The 16,131-nt window shown below is 42.3% G+C and carries 16 protein-coding genes and 1 pseudogene; 15 read left to right on the top strand and 2 right to left on the bottom strand.

The annotated features are described in order from the left end of the window. Positions 1 to 11 precede the first annotated feature (11 nt). The 6 genes from BLW54_RS09620 to BLW54_RS09640 all read left to right on the top strand — a co-directional run bounded on the left by BLW54_RS09620 (position 12) and on the right by BLW54_RS09640 (position 6,956). Positions 12 to 4,643 (top strand): phage tail spike protein, encoded by a 4,632-nt coding sequence (locus tag BLW54_RS09620; protein WP_074734326.1) that lies wholly within the window; start codon positions 12 to 14, stop codon positions 4,641 to 4,643. Between the two features lie 12 nt (positions 4,644 to 4,655). Further along, a complete protein-coding gene (locus tag BLW54_RS09625) occupies positions 4,656 to 4,958 on the top strand; it encodes a hypothetical protein (protein ID WP_074734328.1) in 303 nt (100 codons plus the stop codon). Next, on the top strand, positions 4,955 to 5,101 hold the full coding sequence (locus BLW54_RS20705; RefSeq protein WP_167358802.1) for a hypothetical protein: 147 nt from the start codon (positions 4,955 to 4,957) through the stop codon (positions 5,099 to 5,101). The genes BLW54_RS09625 and BLW54_RS20705 overlap by 4 nt, the downstream gene beginning before the upstream one ends. 136 nt (positions 5,102 to 5,237) lie before the next feature. Beyond that, complete coding sequence (locus BLW54_RS09630; RefSeq protein ID WP_074734330.1) at positions 5,238 to 5,576, top strand: hypothetical protein; 339 nt, start codon at positions 5,238 to 5,240, stop codon at positions 5,574 to 5,576. A 10-nt stretch (positions 5,577 to 5,586) separates the two neighbouring features. Beyond that, entirely contained in the window at positions 5,587 to 5,832 is a 246-nt protein-coding gene (locus BLW54_RS09635) for a phage holin (protein WP_074734332.1), read from the top strand. Continuing rightward, entirely contained in the window at positions 5,832 to 6,956 is a 1,125-nt protein-coding gene (locus BLW54_RS09640) for an N-acetylmuramoyl-L-alanine amidase (protein WP_083391505.1), read from the top strand. The genes BLW54_RS09635 and BLW54_RS09640 overlap by 1 nt, the downstream gene beginning before the upstream one ends. Positions 6,957 to 7,187: 231 nt before the next feature. On the opposite strand, the gene BLW54_RS09645 is transcribed toward BLW54_RS09640, so the two are convergent. Then, the gene (locus BLW54_RS09645) at positions 7,188 to 7,400 is read right to left on the bottom strand and encodes a hypothetical protein (protein WP_074734334.1); all 213 of its coding nucleotides are present in this window, start codon (positions 7,398 to 7,400) and stop codon (positions 7,188 to 7,190) included. Between the two features lie 97 nt (positions 7,401 to 7,497). Between BLW54_RS09645 and BLW54_RS09650 the strand changes: the two genes are divergently transcribed. Further along, complete coding sequence (locus BLW54_RS09650; RefSeq protein WP_074734336.1) at positions 7,498 to 7,722, top strand: hypothetical protein; 225 nt, start codon at positions 7,498 to 7,500, stop codon at positions 7,720 to 7,722. Continuing rightward, the gene (locus BLW54_RS09655; protein WP_074734338.1) at positions 7,715 to 8,056 is read left to right on the top strand and encodes a YolD-like family protein; all 342 of its coding nucleotides are present in this window, start codon (positions 7,715 to 7,717) and stop codon (positions 8,054 to 8,056) included. Before BLW54_RS09650 ends, BLW54_RS09655 begins: the two co-directional genes overlap by 8 nt. 24 nt (positions 8,057 to 8,080) lie before the next feature. Here BLW54_RS09655 and BLW54_RS21290 read toward each other — a convergent pair whose 3' ends face one another. Next, positions 8,081 to 8,452, bottom strand: a complete 372-nt coding sequence (locus BLW54_RS21290; RefSeq protein WP_074734340.1) for a helix-turn-helix domain-containing protein — start codon at positions 8,450 to 8,452, stop codon at positions 8,081 to 8,083. 51 nt (positions 8,453 to 8,503) lie between these two features. On the opposite strand from BLW54_RS21290, the gene BLW54_RS09665 reads away from it, so the two are divergent. The 7 genes and pseudogenes from BLW54_RS09665 to BLW54_RS09700 all read left to right on the top strand — a co-directional run bounded on the left by BLW54_RS09665 (position 8,504) and on the right by BLW54_RS09700 (position 15,971). Further along, entirely contained in the window at positions 8,504 to 9,790 is a 1,287-nt protein-coding gene (locus tag BLW54_RS09665; protein ID WP_074734342.1) for an FtsK/SpoIIIE domain-containing protein, read from the top strand. After that, positions 9,726 to 10,310 (top strand): replication-relaxation family protein, encoded by a 585-nt coding sequence (locus BLW54_RS09670; RefSeq protein ID WP_074734344.1) that lies wholly within the window; start codon positions 9,726 to 9,728, stop codon positions 10,308 to 10,310. Before BLW54_RS09665 ends, BLW54_RS09670 begins: the two co-directional genes overlap by 65 nt. Before the next feature lie 12 nt (positions 10,311 to 10,322). After that, entirely contained in the window at positions 10,323 to 10,742 is a 420-nt protein-coding gene (locus tag BLW54_RS09675) for a hypothetical protein (protein ID WP_074734346.1), read from the top strand. 99 nt (positions 10,743 to 10,841) lie between these two features. Next, complete coding sequence (locus tag BLW54_RS09680; RefSeq protein ID WP_074734348.1) at positions 10,842 to 11,285, top strand: hypothetical protein; 444 nt, start codon at positions 10,842 to 10,844, stop codon at positions 11,283 to 11,285. 620 nt (positions 11,286 to 11,905) lie between these two features. Continuing rightward, positions 11,906 to 12,781 (top strand): annotated as a pseudogene (locus BLW54_RS21385) (flagellin). A gap of 618 nt (positions 12,782 to 13,399) precedes the next feature. Next, complete coding sequence (locus tag BLW54_RS09695) at positions 13,400 to 13,726, top strand: four-helix bundle copper-binding protein (RefSeq protein ID WP_074734350.1); 327 nt, start codon at positions 13,400 to 13,402, stop codon at positions 13,724 to 13,726. Positions 13,727 to 13,871: 145 nt separating this feature from the next. Next, positions 13,872 to 15,971: a heavy metal translocating P-type ATPase gene (locus BLW54_RS09700; protein ID WP_074734352.1), complete on the top strand. Its 2,100-nt coding sequence runs from the start codon at positions 13,872 to 13,874 to the stop codon at positions 15,969 to 15,971. Positions 15,972 to 16,131: the final 160 nt, after the last annotated feature.

The following is a 16,131-nucleotide window of genomic DNA, read 5'->3' on the forward strand; positions in this document are numbered from 1 at the left end:
GAGGAGTACTATTGAACAGGATTATTCCACAAAACACTATATTTATCTTGGATAAAAAAACAGATCGTATTGTAGCACATATACCTGAAGAGGAATATTGGGCAGATAATTATATTGAAGATTTCAAAAAGGGAGGTTTCCTGGATTTCAAAACGTTCTCCTATGGTCGGGCGGCTCCCTATTTAGGAAAGATGAACCGTGCGATATTCATGGGGGATGATGGTTATTACCGGGAAATGGTTATAACTCGATCCAAACAACGAAAGAAAAACATGGTGGTTAACTCCAAAGCTACCTACCATGAACTAAAAGTAGACAAGCCTATTCAACCCATCACGTTAGAAGGGCAAACGGTTCGATCTGCAGGAACGTTTGTATTGAAGGGAACAGATTGGACGCTTGGAATTACCCAAGATACCAGCATCCAAACCGTCGCGTTTGAAGAGGATATCAACCCCTTTGATGCCATTCATCAAGTAGCAAAAATCTTTGGACTAGAGATCCGTTTTCGGATAGAGACCAAGGGTAGTAAAGTTTCTGGTCGTTATGTGGATTTAGTAAAACGTGTTGGTGAGTGGCGAGGAAGAGTGATCGAGACGGGGCATGATCTAATTGATGCTGAAAAGATTGAAGATACAGATAATGTTTATACCGCACTGGTTGGTTTAGGCCCTATCCGTGAAGATGGAACACGGGAACGTGTAGAAGTTACTAATGAAGCTGCTCGTATCAATTGGGTGCGAAAAGGGAAGCATCGTTGGGGGAAATTTGAACCGAGCCTTTCGGGAGAAGAGTTTTCGAGAGAAAAATTAATTGAACTTACGGAAAAAGAGTTGCAAAGACAAATTAGTGCAGCTGTACAATTTAAGGTTGATGGAGCAGATATAGAGCATATAAGTGGTCTATCTCACCAAAAAATTCGCATTGGTGACAATCTGCGGATTAAAGCAACGGATTATAACCCTGCGATGTTATTGGATGCAAGGATCATACGAAGAGAAGGTTCTATTAAGAAACGTACCAGAAAAACGTATACCCTAGGTGAATACCTCGAACATTCAGAAGAAGAAGTGAATGCTTTAAAGAAGGACCTAAGAAATCTTCTTAAAACGAAAGCTAAAATTATTTATTCGGATACCCCTCCTGAAGATAAAGGTGTTATTTGGATTGATACATCTGACCCTGACCAAGATCTATGGAAACGATGGGATGAAGATAGCGGTAAATGGATGACTGGACCGGGTGGCCCTCAAGGACCGCAGGGGGATCAGGGCCCTCAAGGTTTACAGGGGATCCAAGGAGAAAAAGGGGATCAGGGGATTCAAGGACCTCCCGGAGAAGACGGCCAACCTAGTTATACACACATCGCCTACGCAAATAGTTCCGATGGTTCTGAAGATTTCTCAGTAGGGGACTCGACAGGTAAAGAGTATATCGGTATGTACGTTGACTTTAACTCAACAGACTCTACTGATCCTTCTGATTACGAATGGACGAAAATCAAAGGTGAAAAAGGAGATCAAGGTATCCCAGGCCCCGAAGGGGAAGACGGGCAGACACCTTACTTTCACACTGCATGGGCTGACAGTGCTGACGGGAATACAAATTTCTCTACTACTGACCCTACTGATCGTGATTACATCGGTACTTACACGGACTTCACGCAAGCCGACTCGAATAACCCCGATGATTACAAGTGGTCAAAGATTAAAGGTGAAAGAGGGGATCGCGGTCCTACAGGTAGGAACTTGATGTTAAATACCGATCAGACATTCTCATGGTCTAGTACGGACTACGAGAATAGTGAGAGAATAAGCAACGAAATGAAAATAGCCGATTCTGTAAAGCCCGATTTTAAAGGACGTACATTTACGGTTTCTTACGAGGCAAGAACGACTGACCTCGTGTACGGGACTACTAATCCGTGGTTAGGTTTCCAATTGAGAACCGACTTCACAGATGGCGATTATTCTTATGCGATCGACTTAGGGTCTCAGGCTATTCCCGAGGGAACTTCCGACGGTTGGATAAAGGTAACAGACACGGTAACCATGGCGGACAAAGAGATAGATAGAATAAGCGACAATGTAACTGTACTAATGCGCGATGCCACAGGGGACGTAGAGATACGCAAAATCAAGGTAGAGTTTGGGGACGTAGCTACTGAATGGTCTCCGGCTCCCGAGGATTTAGTAGGGCCTGAAGGTCCGCAAGGTCCTCAAGGTGAACGCGGTTTGCAAGGACCACAAGGAGATCAAGGTATTCAAGGACCACCAGGTGAAGACGGACAACCGTCATATACGCACATCGCTTATGCGGATTCCGCCGATGGAACAGTAAACTTCTCTACATCGAATCCTGACCGTGATTACATCGGTATGTATGTTGACTCGACAGTTAACGATTCCACGAACCCGGCGGACTACAACTGGACGCGAACAAAAGGACTTAAAGGCGATCAAGGTATTCCGGGGCCGGAAGGTGCTGACGGTCAAACGTCTTACCTACACATTGCTTACGCTGATTCCTCGGATGGTTCCGTTGGATTCACGACGTCAAACGCCACAGGGAAGGTGTACATCGGTCAGTACACGGACTTCACTCAAGCTGATTCGACTGACTATACGAAATATACCTGGACGAAGGTTAAAGGTGACAAGGGCGATAAGGGAGACACCGGTCCGGAAGGCCCGCAGGGACCGCAAGGTATTCCTGGCGAAGACGGGGCTGACGGTCAAATGTATTATACGTGGATTAAATACGCAGACGACAGCTCCGGTAACGGAATCGCTAACTATCCGGACGGTAAAGAGTACATCGGTATTGCACACAATAAAACGACCTCAACCGAGTCTAGTGATCCTACCGAGTACACCTGGTCGAAGATTCTTGGACCACAGGGACCGACAGGGCCGCAAGGTGACCCTGGACCTACGGGACCGCAAGGACCACAAGGTATCGAAGGACCGCCGGGTGAAGACGGAAACCCTACGTACACATGGATTCGATACGCCGATGATGCAAACGGTAATGGGATGTCTAACTTCCCTGACGGTAAATCGTACATCGGTATCGCTCCGAACAAGCTGACACAGACGGAAGGAACCGACCCTGCCGACTACACGTGGTCTAAGTACGAGGGGCCGAAGGGTGACAAAGGCGATCAAGGCGATACTGGCCCGCAAGGACCCGAAGGACCAACAGGCCCGACCGGCCCCGAAGGTCCGCAAGGCCCACAAGGTATCGAAGGCCCGCAGGGTCCGAATATCGTTGACGATGCGACAACCTTTGGCCAGGCGTTCGTAACCATCGGAAATAACTATTACTACCAAAGCACTATCGACGGAGCGAACTCCGGATCCTGGTTCCGTATCGCTAAGAACACCGGTAACCGAGCTTTCGGACGATTCTTGCTTAAAGACACCACGTCAAGCACGCATCAGACAGTTTCTTTCGAGGCATCTATTCATTACGGAAAATCTCCGTTCATCGCGGTGAACTCGTCGTCTAACTATAGCAATGTGGCGTTCTCTAAAGTTCGTCTAGTTTATAACGGGACATATGACGAGGTCTACCTGGAGGTTTACATCCCTTCGACAACTCGAGACTACCTAAGTGCTCACTTCTGGCTAACGGATAACATTCAAGACTCCGGGTGGATCGGATTAGATTGGGAGGCCGGCGGAGTTCCTGAAGGATACAGCACGTATGAACGGAAGTGTACGTACGGAAATGCTGTGCAAGACATCGCAGACGATGCAAAAGTAACGACTGACCTGTGGAAGTACGAAGATACAACGTACATTAACGGTGGTCAGATCTACACAAATTCGATCACAGCTAACCAAATCTCCGTATCAAATTTGTCGGCTATTTCAGTGGACCTCGGAACAGTAACGGCGGGCGACATCACCACGGATGCTTTTATCAACGTAGGTACAAACCTAAGCGTCGGTGACGAAATCGTACTCGGCTCCCCGAACGATTCAGGTACGAAGATTATCCGTTTCTTCTACGACCAAGAAGCAACACCGTCAGGGAGTATAGGGACGATCCAGAACGATTACATCCGAGCAACTACGTCCGGTAGCGTCCATAATATCGAGATTTCCGCAAGTGGCGATCTTTCGCTTTATTCGAGCGAGGCGATAGAACTCATGGGCGCGTACGTTGACATCGGTTCTACGACTGCAGATGTAGTAATAGACGGCGACATCCTCGAAATAGCGTCCGATCAACTTGTCGTCAACAATTCGGCGCAATTCTTAGGTAGTATCACCGCCTCGGGGACGTTTAACGCTTCGAGTAACGTGAATTTTGGTTCCGGTGCAGAGGAGTTCGAGTTCTTCGCGTCAAGCGGTAATGTCTACATCGGCGGAGAATTAAGAACAAGGAACGGGCAAAGCGGTAAATGCAGTGTAGGTGGCGCAGGGTCCGGAATAGCGAATGGGGACGCAGTTGCATCGACATTTGTTCAATTCCCTATGAAATCCGCAGTTGCACCATCAAGTATCAGCTTTAGTGCAGCTTCCAACAATTCGCCACCAAACGCAAGCTACATCAACCAAGAAGGATTCAACTTCTATGTGGAACGTGTAAATACCGCATCTTACATGTACTGGACGGGAAGTTGGTCTTATTAAGGAGGAGTATCGTTGTTAAAAGGGATTAGGGAGACTGTGCTTGAGATCGAATGCTCGGGCTGCGGTTCTGTATACTACACCGATGTTAATGGAATTACGTTAAAGAAAAACGAGTTTAACGAGTATCAAAACCTTGCATTAAAATGCACTGATTGCGGTGACTACGAACTATTCAACGTAAATATACCAATAGATGACATAGAAGAAGGAATAGAAACTGGGGAGCTCCCTGTAGATGAAGAGGTTCAGCGACATTATGTACGGATACTTCAACGCTTAGTTCGTGCCGATTTAAAAGGAGGTGATTCGGAATGAGTAATGAGAAAGTAGACGCTAACACCGTACTTGCGATTTATAAACAAAGGGTTGCCGATTTAACACATCAAAATGTAATCTTAGAAGCTAGGTTGATGGAGTTGCAAAAGGGAGCTGCCGATGATAAACGCAAAAGTAATTAACGAGAAAAGTTCAACGCCGAATAGGCGTATTTTTTATGCAAAAAAGGACCCCCCAAATCTGGGGAATCCTTTTTCTTATATATGGGAGAGTGCTATAACTCTTCGAACCTAACGATTGCATTAAGGGGGTCGAGCAATGTCAGAGCAAAAGGAAGTGGATGACATGGAGAAATTCATGACTATTCTCATGGATGTTAAAGTGTCGCTTGCTCAACAAAACCAAAAGTTGGACAACGTGCTGGATATGAAAAAGAAAGTAGAACAAACACAAGTGGTAGCTAATGAGGCTGATAGAGTTTCCAAGCAGAATAAGAAAGATATTAAAGCGTGGGACGAAAAGATGGAGAAAAAGGCTGACAAAGACGATGTGGAAAGAATCATCAAACAGAAAGACAACTGGCACCGCAACCTCCCAGCTTGGATTGCCGTGGCGATATCAGTAATTGTTTTCTTATCTCAGTACATTAGTATCTAGGAGGCTAAATATGAAAGAACAAATCAAAGAAGTAGCAACACTTGTTGGAGGTTTTTTGACAGCGATTATGGGGTTTTTGGCTACTCTCAATATACGCTATGAGTGGCTTACGGAAGCGAGTATTAGCGCTTTTGTAACTGTCGTCGTTGCTGGGGGGATGTTAGGTATCGGAGTTTATTCGGTTTGGAAAAACACCTACGTAAGTAAAAAAGGTAAAGAGCAGAAGCGTGTATTACAAGAAAGGAGATTAAAATAATGGCCAAACTGCTTAAACAAAATGGGAAATGGAATGGAAAGACAGTAGCTTTAGATGATGGTCATGGGATGGGGACTCCAGGCAAACGGACGCCATACATCTCTGAGCTTGGGCGATCCATTAGAGAGAATGAATTCAACCGAAAAGTGATAGCGTTTCTTGCGGATATCTTACTCGCTCATGGCTTCCGTGTTCTTTTGGTCGCACCAAGTGATGCAGATACACCTCTTAGTTACCGAACCAAATATGCTAATGATTATGGGGCAGACATCTATGTATCTGTCCATTTTAATGCGGTGAGTTTTGATTTTGATTACTCCACGGCTAGTGGTATTTCTGTTCATATCTACAATGGATGGATTACAGACACCACAAGACACCTGGCAGAGTGCGTAGGCAAGTATCTTCGACGTGGAACAAAGCAAGTATATCGAGGTATTAAACGGAACAACTTCCATGTGCTTAGGGAATTCCATGGCCCGGCTATCCTAACGGAAAATGGATTCATGGATGATCGAAGAGAAGCATTGCTTATGTTGGAGGAAGATTTTCAGGTGGAAGTGGCTGCCGAACATGCGCAGGGGATTTGTGAGTATTTCGGTGTAGCATATAAAGGAAAGCATTACGATCCATTAGACAAGGGGTGGCTTGAAAAAGGAAACAAAGGTGACTCTGTCAAGGATTTACAACGGGATTTACGACAGCTGGGATATTCCTTATCGATTGATGGTTCGTTTGGGCCGGAGACAGAAAAAGCACTCAAGGGGTTCCAGAGAGCCCACCATTTAATGGTAGATGGATTGTATGGACCAAACACACAAAAGGCACTCAAAGAAGCTTTGAAGCGATATTCTTCTATAGCTAATAAAGAAAAGGAGGAAGATGAAATGGCTAGAGATATCAATAAGGTGAGTCATTGGGCTGAAGATGATTGGGAAGAGGCTACCGAGAATGATTACCTTGAGGATAAACGACCAGGAGCAAAACTTACCCGAGAAGAGGCGGCTATTGTTGTAAACCGTATCCGTCACAACTTCTTAGCATTGATTGAGAAGAATGAAGAAGAGATCAAACGTTTACATTCAGCATTGGAAGACGCGGGACTGGAAAATACAAAAGAATAAATGATAAGCTATAGATGCTCTGTTCAATTAAAGTTTAGCGAGCGAGTGTTCTTACAGAGCAAGACCCACCTTCCTCCAAAGGGTGGGTCTTTTTTATGAACAAATAATATAGGATTGCATAATATATACATACCCTTATTTCTAGGGTACCGGGGGAAGTCATCCTTTTTTATTGCGGGGTGAGTGGTGAGCCCTGCTCTTTCTGCCCGCCTCTCTCAAAGGTGGGTTTTATTATGTTTCGACTATTAATTCGAAATCCTCTACATCCTCACTAAACTCCACAGGTATTCCCATAAAGTTCATGGATATTATGAGTGGATCTCCATGTTCATCTACAACGGGGCGTTTTCTTATTTGTTCTCCAAACCATTGCTCGTTGATTTTTATCTTAGTAGTCTCATCATTATAAAAGATAGCCATTTCTAAATCCTTAAAAAATCTCATTTTAAAGACCTCCATTTTCCAGTTTACTTCTCATAAAGTTGTGATATCATACATAATAACAGAACAAGCGTTCGTATAAAAGGGGAGGTAACGACAGATGAATGGAGTATTGAATCGTGCTGTAGGTACTAGGAATAACCTTGAGTTGATTTATGTCGATGGAAAAGGGAACATGAGCCAGCGGAAAATTCGTGTTGTTGATGTACGTGAAAATCATGTCCTTGCTTATTGCTACAGACGGAACAAAGTACGCTCATTTAGAAAAGATGGAATTCTGTCGGTATATCCCTGTCGAGAAAGGAAAGGTGCAGTCAATGGATAATCGAAATCGGGACCGCGGGACAATTAAGTGGACGTCTCTCATGCTTCCTGAACACGTCGAAATGATAAAGAAGGTATGGAAAGAAGATGAGCGCATTGAGAAACCTATTCTGGATGAACAACAAATCGAAGAGATTGGTTTCAAACTCCAGAGGGCGATGACAGATAGTTTGCCAGTGGAGGTACGTTTTCATAATGGGTTTGATTACTCTGAGGAAAAAGTAAAAGTGGTGCAATTGGACCCGCAGAATAGGAAAGTGAAATGTATCGGGCTACGAGATAAAATACATACTTCATTCCAGTTCGATGATATTGTGGATGTGAACATAATTTAAGCCTCACCAAACGGTGGGGCCTTTTTATTTCTCTTCGTATAAGTCTGTTAATTTGCACCCTAAAATTTTTGATAAATGGACTGCATCGTCTAAGTAAATCCTCCCTCCATTACACCACCTTGTCAAAGTATTAGGTTGCACGTTCATCTTTTTAGCAATGAAATTTTTCCTCAAACCAGACCTTTCCACAGCTTTTCCAATCTTTGTTTCTATTCTCATAATAGGAATATTCTTTTGATACTTCTGAATTCCCTTCTTAATATATCGATATTTTTTTATTGATTTATGAATAGGACGAGCTTCCTCAGGAATATGCTTTATTAAATACCACGTTAGAAACAAATCAAGAATATTCCAAATCCCTTCATACCAATGTTTTCGAGAGGTCAGGAACATTCCTTACCATTGCAACTATTTATTCCATAAATACCTAAAGGAGGTGGTGTGATGTTTGTAGAAATCAGTTCAACAATCATCATGGCAGGTGTGGCTGGATATTCTTACTTGAAAACAAACGGACCGACAACCAACGATGGGGAGAAGATCCAACGAATTTTTTCTAATTCGGGATGGACGATTAATGAAAAAGGAAAAACAAAAAAGGTTTGTATTCATCGGAAAAGAAAAATTGAAGGAGGTACAGAATATGTCCTTCAGTTGCCATTAGGGATGTCGTCCAAGGATATCATTGAGAAAAAACATGTACTTGAAGATGGTCTCAATATTCGCTCCAAATACATCGACTTTGATCCGAGGGAATTATTAAAAATCAAATGGGACCGTACAGCTTTGAAGCAGATTCGAGACATTGTAAAAAACAAAAAAATCGCACGTAAAGAAATTGCTTTGGATTTTGACGGAATGCTCAGGATCCGTGTCTATAATCAACCACTTGCAAACCAAATCGATTGGAAAGATGATTTCCTTAAAAAGAAAGGATGGTCTGTGCCTGTAGGTTGTAACCGGGAGGGGATGATCTGGCATGATTTCGACAAGTTGTATTCTTTAATTGTGGCTGGTACACCAGGTTACGGGAAGTCGCAGTTTTTAAATATGATTATCTCCGCTTTAGTGATGATGCAGCCGGATGATGTGACGTTTACACTTATTGATTTAAAAGAAGGGGCGGAGTTCAAGAAATTTGAGAACTTGAAACAAGTGAAGCGCTTTGAAACAGATCCAAAGAAAGTAAAAGAGGTACTGGAGGAAGTGGAAAAAGATATGTCAGCTATGTATCGCCGGTTTATAAAGGATGGTTACTCCAATGTAAAAGAAGCGGGGATCAAGGATCGCCACTTCATAATTATCGACGAGGGGGCAGATATTGCCGAGGATGCTGAATGCATCAAGTTATTGACCGGGATTGCAAGAAAAGGAAGGGCGGCGGGCTTTTATCCCGTGTACTCCACCCAATACCCAACATCAAGGTCGATACCGATTGATGTAAAAAGGAACATTCCGACACGGCTTTCATTCGTTTTAGATAGCGGAACAGCCTCAAGCAATGTATTAGACCAGGCAGGCGCCGAAGACTTGCCGATGATTCCAGGGCGAGCTATTTACAAGAACGTTCGTTGTCATACTGTCCAAACTCCTTATATGAGCGCTGGGCAAGTGAAACAAAGGGTTAAGCCGCACATCAGGATTAAACCTCGAAAGGATGAGGCTTATGCAGAATACAGCCATCAGGAAAAAACGAGTCGAAAGCATTCTCTTAAGTTTGAAAAAGTGTGATTATCTGACTCGCTCTCAGCTGCAACAGATCCATGACTTGAAGAGTATCCGTAATGCCAACCGAGTTTTAAAATCCATGAGCAAGTATTTGTCCTCTTATCGGTATGGATTAGAAACGGTTTATTACCTTAACAAAGAAGGGCGAGACCAAGTAGGGTGTGAGGTGATCAGGAAGAAGACGCCACAAGTTCAACACTATCTTTTGAGGAATCAACTCTGGATTTATTTGAAAAGGCCGAAGAGCTGGCAGAATGAAGTGAAGGTGGAAGGGGCAGAACACTCAATTATCTGTGATGCACAATTCGAAAAGAAGGGCGTTCCTGTATTCGTCGAAGTTGATGTTAGTCAGGCCATGGCAGTGAACAAAAGAAAAATTGAAAAGTATCGTCAAATTCAACTCATGACGGGCGAACCATTTTATTTGTTATGGGTTACGGAAATTGAAGGTCGTAAACCAAAATTGGAGAGCTATATGAATGGAATGCTGGGCTATGTCTACTCAATAGGTGAAATCAAGTAAAGGGGTGGCATCATGACGAAAACAGAGGTAATTAAATTTGGCGATTTCATGAGTGGGGATTATAAGCAAAAGAGAACCAAGAAAACAAGGAAGATGGGCAAATATGGGATAACCATTCCTGCAGCAGCATTACCCTTGGGAGCTTCTAAAGCATTCGCCTCGACAGGTGAAGTGGAAGCTGTTCCAGTTAATGTGGTAGGAGACTCGATCAGGCAAGGTATAGCGAATTCATTCGATCCTTTGATTGAATTAATGGTAGCCATCTCACTACCTATCGCTTCAGTAATGGTTACTGGCAGCGCTCTAATGATAATGATCGGAATGAGCGAGAAAGGATATGGGTGGTTGATGAAGGCTAGTCTTGGTTATGTTCTTGTCCAAATGTCACCATTGTTTATCAATGTATTAGCAGGTGTAGGAGAAGCGGTTTAGAGCTCTCATTATGAGGGCTTTACTCCTTACATAAATTTGGAACTTCAGATATACTTGTCCGTAGGTAAGAATACATACATTTAGGAGGGGGAATTATTTATGCATTGGGTATTAATGCTTTTGAGTTTCTTAATCGTTGCAGTTTGTGGAGTACTATCCATTACTTTTTTAATCATTAAGAAAAATAACGTCATCCCTACATCTGGAGTCATTTTAGGTTTGGTATTATTCATTATAGGGTTCGGCATGAGTCCTTCGGAATCTGCAAAAGGGGAAACGATCAAAGGTGACTATGCCCGCGAGGACTTCGTAGAAATCTCGCCAGATTCAAAAGTATCTATAAGCGGAGAGGTTACAGAGGAAATCGAAGATAATTTCATTTTTATAGTTGAAAACGGTGATACGGATTATACTATTACTAACACTTCTGAAGTTGAAGTAAATACTGGAGACGAGGTTTCCGCCTATGGCGTCCTAGCAGGGGTAGACGAAACAGATTCAACTATCTCCATAGATGCTGTACATATAGATGTCAAAAACTAATGTAAGAGCAGCCCGTCCACGTGGATAGGCTGCTTATTTCTTTATTTGAACAATTTCCTCAGGGCTTTACCTGTTACCTTACCAGCAGCCCGTCTTCCAACCCTCTTTCCTATACTACCCTTTCGTGCTGAATCGATATCGTTCCAGATCCGTAGCATCTTATATATCTTTGATTTTAGGCTCATATTTCCGATCCCCTTCCTAATTAATATACATTAAAAGTGCAAGCGAATGTGGGTTCATATGCACCCACAAAAACACCCACACTTTACCCACATAGATTTGAAAATGGGTGAAACGCAATGAAAAACCAAAGTCTCTTTCAACTGATTTAACGGGGTGATTTCCATCTTACGAAAAGAAAAATCACCCTAGTCCATATTCCGCACGCAAGTACACCCTTGGGAACGTGAGCAATATCTTCAAACTTATTAATTTAATAAAACCCTTAAGGCTCTTGGCTTTGAGGGTTTTTTATATTTTGGTCAACCTCTTGTTTTGTGTTTAAATATATAGAACGACCAAAATTGGACCAAAAAGAGCATAAAAAATTAATCGAGGAACGCTTTAGTATAGTTCTCGAATTTATCCATTGGGCCTTGTTCAATTTTGTTACTGATATGGGCATATACCGTATCAACAATGCTTCTGATGATGCAGGTGGGCTTGCCATTTCTGAAAAAATGCGTGGTCAAATTCGTGGGTTAGATCAAGCTTCTCGTAATGCTCAAGATGGAATTTCTTTAATTCAAACTGCAGAAGGTGCATTAAATGAAACTCATGATATCTTGCAGCGCATGCGTGAACTTTCTGTTCAGTCTTCAAACGAATGAAAATACAGAATTTAACACTCAGACACTATTGGATGGAGATGTCAATGCAAGTTTTCAAATTGGATTAATGAGGGGCAAAGTATTGACATATCTATAAATGATATGGGAGCACAAGCTTTAAATGCAACCGAAACACTAACAGGTGCGACTGAAGATTTGACTCATATGGAGCCACTTTAACTGGAGCTAATGTATTAAGTAATGAAGCTGGAGACGCTGTAGCAGTAAATGTGAATGATAACTATTATAATCTTTCGGATGTAGAAAATAATGGAAGTGATGACGGCTTTGTAGTTAAAGAAGGTACCTCTGAATATGGTGCAGGAGCTGCTATGATTGATGATGAAACTGTTACTAAGGGAATCGATATTTCTTCCCAAGCTTCAACTGATGCGTTCATTACCACTTCAGATAATGCAATTCAGTCAGTTTCAGCAGAACGTTCTAAATTGGGGGCAGTCCAAAATCGTTTGGATCACACTATCAATAACCTTGGAACATCTTCTGAAAACCTAACTGCTGCAGAATCACGTATCCGTGACGTAGATATGTCTGAAGAAATGATGAAATCAAACGAAGTCATCTATCTTGTCTCAAGCTTCTCAAGTGATGCTCGCGAAAGCAAACCAGCAACCACAGGGAGTTCTTCAACTTCTACGTTAATTAATATAAAAGAACTTATTTGATATTAACCTAATACCGTAAAGTTGGAATACCGATTAAATAAGGTTTTTTTACTCTTATCGTAGAGTATTTATTTAGCGTATGGGCGGCATGAGGTGATAGTGCCCAAAACCCTTTTAACATAGGGTTTGGGAACAATTTGACTGGATTATGACTGGTTTTTAAAATCGGTTACTAAATTTACAAGCCTCTCAAGAGTTTATAAACTCTTGAGAGGCTTTCTTTTAAGTAGCAGTCATTTTATTTATAGCTACATAAAAAAGTCCCCTTGCCAATCTCTCCTGGAACAATTTTTATTAAGTGATAGGACGATTATCTCGAAATTGAGTCTTCAAGTATAGGGCAGTATTTTTGAAGACTTGATTTCGAGAAAATGGATCAAAGCTTTTATATTTTTAGATGATAAATACGGTAACATTATTGATATTAAAGACTTTTGTGAGGAATATTTTCACTTAACCAGTAAGAAACTACATTTCATTCAACAGTGGTAGTTATTTAAAAAATTATATAGATAAAGAGCTAAAACTTGTTTAAGTGATACTGGTACTGGGTTAAACATCTATATATCAAAATTTAAAGGAGGAAATTTCTTTTATATCACACGAACAGTATCAATCAGTCATTCAGTCTTTACAGGAGTGTATGGAAGCTTGTAACCACTGCTATGATGCCTGCCTGCAGGAGGATAATGTGAAAGAGATGGTAGAGTGTATACGATTGGGTAGGGAATGTGCAGACATCTGCAGATATCTTGAACAAACTTTAGGACGCGGAACTCCTTTTTCTAAAGAGCTGGCCAAAGTTTGTGCTCAAATCTGCCAAGCATGTGGAAACGAATGCAATAAGCACGACCACGACCATTGGCAAAAATGCGCTGACGCTTGCTTCCGGTGTGCTGATGCATGCAAGAGTATTGCTTAAGAATTTTTCACTAGAATTATGGAAAGATACTTACAGACCAGTCTAAAAACTGGTCTATTTTTAATTTTACCAAATACGTTTTATGATACCCCTGCGCGGTAAACGTCTAACGAGTAAACATATCTATATAAAAAGGAGGAAACTAATGACGCATCATCCTCATACCCCTCAAACCACTCGAAAGAACGATGAAGATCATAACCATGAGAACCATGGGCGTGACAGCCATCATGAACCTGATCATGAAGGGCATGACCATCATAATCATGATGGTCACGGGCATCATGGCCATGAAGGACATGACCACGGAGCTATGGTAGAAGAGTTTAAGCGAAGGTTTTATATTTCTTTATTTGTAACCATCCCTATTTTGCTGTTGTCATCAATGATCCAGGATTTTATAGGTCTGGAATTTTCCTTTCCCTTTGATCAATATGTATTATTCGGGTTAGCAACCTTCGTCTTTTTATATGGGGGATGGCCGTTTCTGACAGGCTCCGTAGACGAGCTGAAACAAAGAAATCCGGGAATGATGACCCTTATAGGCCTAGCTATTGTCGTTGCATATGGGTACAGTTCCCTTGTCGTATTTGGGTGGACAGGCAAGAACTTCTTCTGGGAACTCGCAACCCTCATCGATATTATGCTCCTCGGTCATTGGATTGAGATGAAGTCAGTCATGGGAGCATCAAATGCTTTACAAGAACTCGTGAAACTTATGCCGCATGAAGCGCATCGATTAAAAGATAATGGAGAAACAGAAGATGTTCCTCTCAGTGAATTGGACACAGATGATCTTGTCATCGTCAAACCAGGGGAAAAGATCCCGGTGGATGGGTTGATTACAGAAGGAAAATCAGCTGTTGATGAATCCATGCTGACCGGTGAATCGATCCCTGTAGAAAAAACGGAAGAGGATGAAGTGATCGGAGGTTCCATCAACAAAGAAGGAAGCCTTACGATTCAAGTGAAAAATACGGGTGATGACACGTATCTTTCCAAAGTAATTACATTGGTAGAAGAAGCCCAGAACTCAAAATCACGAGCTCAAGGCTTTGCTAACCGGGCAGCCAAATGGCTGTTTTATCTGGCCCTTGGGGCAGGAATTACAACCTTTATTGTATGGGTGGCCTTAGGTTTTGCTTTTGATGTTGCCTTGGAGCGCATGGTAACGGTCATGGTTATTACATGTCCACATGCCTTAGGATTAGCCGCCCCGCTTGTTGTCGCTGTTTCTACTTCCCTTTCAGCAAAACAGGGGTTATTAATCAGAAACAGAACCCAGTTTGAGAATGCCCGTAACATCGATGCCGTTATTTTCGATAAAACAGGTACATTGACAAAGGGTGAGTTCGGCGTCACGAATGTGATTCCAACAGAAGGGAACGAAGAAAACGAGGTCCTGTATTGGGCGGCAAGTGTGGAGCAAAATTCGGAGCATCCACTGGCTCGAGGCATTTTGGAAAAAGCACAAGACAAAGAAATCTCGCTAGGTAAAGTTGAAGATTTTGAGCCCATTACCGGAAAAGGGCTAAAAGGAATAATAGATGGAAGAGAAGTTAAAGTCATGAGTCCTGGGTATATGAAAGACAAGAATTACTTCTATGATACAGAATCCTTTAGTAGATTATCAGAAGAAGGGAAAACAGTGGTATTCGTTCTCCATGATGATGAGTTGTTAGGAATGGTGGCTCTTGCTGACATGGTTCGTGACTCAGCTAAAGAAGCAATCGCTGAATTAAAATCTAAGAACATCCATTCCGTTATGCTTACGGGGGATAATGAAAAAGTCGCCAAATGGGTAGCCGATCAATTAGAGATGGAAGAAGTCTATGCGGAAGTGTTACCTAACCATAAAGCAGACAAAGTAAAAGAAGTACAAGCTAAAGGAAGAAAAGTGGCCATGATTGGTGATGGAATTAATGACGCACCAGCCCTGGCTACGGCCGACGTTGGAATAGCTATTGGAAGTGGTACAGATGTTGCCGTGGAAACAGCTGATATTGTCCTTGTTAAAAGCAATCCTAAGGATATCGTATCGATTGTAACTCTATCACGAAACACGTATAGGAAAATGGTTCAAAACCTATGGTGGGCAACAGGTTATAACATTTTTGCCATTCCTCTAGCCGCAGGGGTGTTGGCTCCTAATGGAGTTGTTCTTAGTCCTGCTGTTGGAGCCATTTTAATGAGTTTGAGTACTGTTGTAGTGGCCATAAATGCAAAGATATTAAAAGCAGAATAAAGACAAAATCATAAGAGACGATGCAGTAGTTAGCTGCATCGTCTTTTTAGGCAATAAGAATCAATGTACCGGCAATAAATAAGTTGAGAGAGACTCATCCTTATTCTCCTCAGTCAGTTAAACCAACAATCCTACGGACAGTGATCCTGCAGGGCAACAT

The sequence above is a fragment of the Halobacillus karajensis genome (assembly GCF_900108515.1).
Classification (GTDB): Bacteria; Bacillota; Bacilli; order Bacillales; family Halobacillaceae; genus Halobacillus; species Halobacillus karajensis.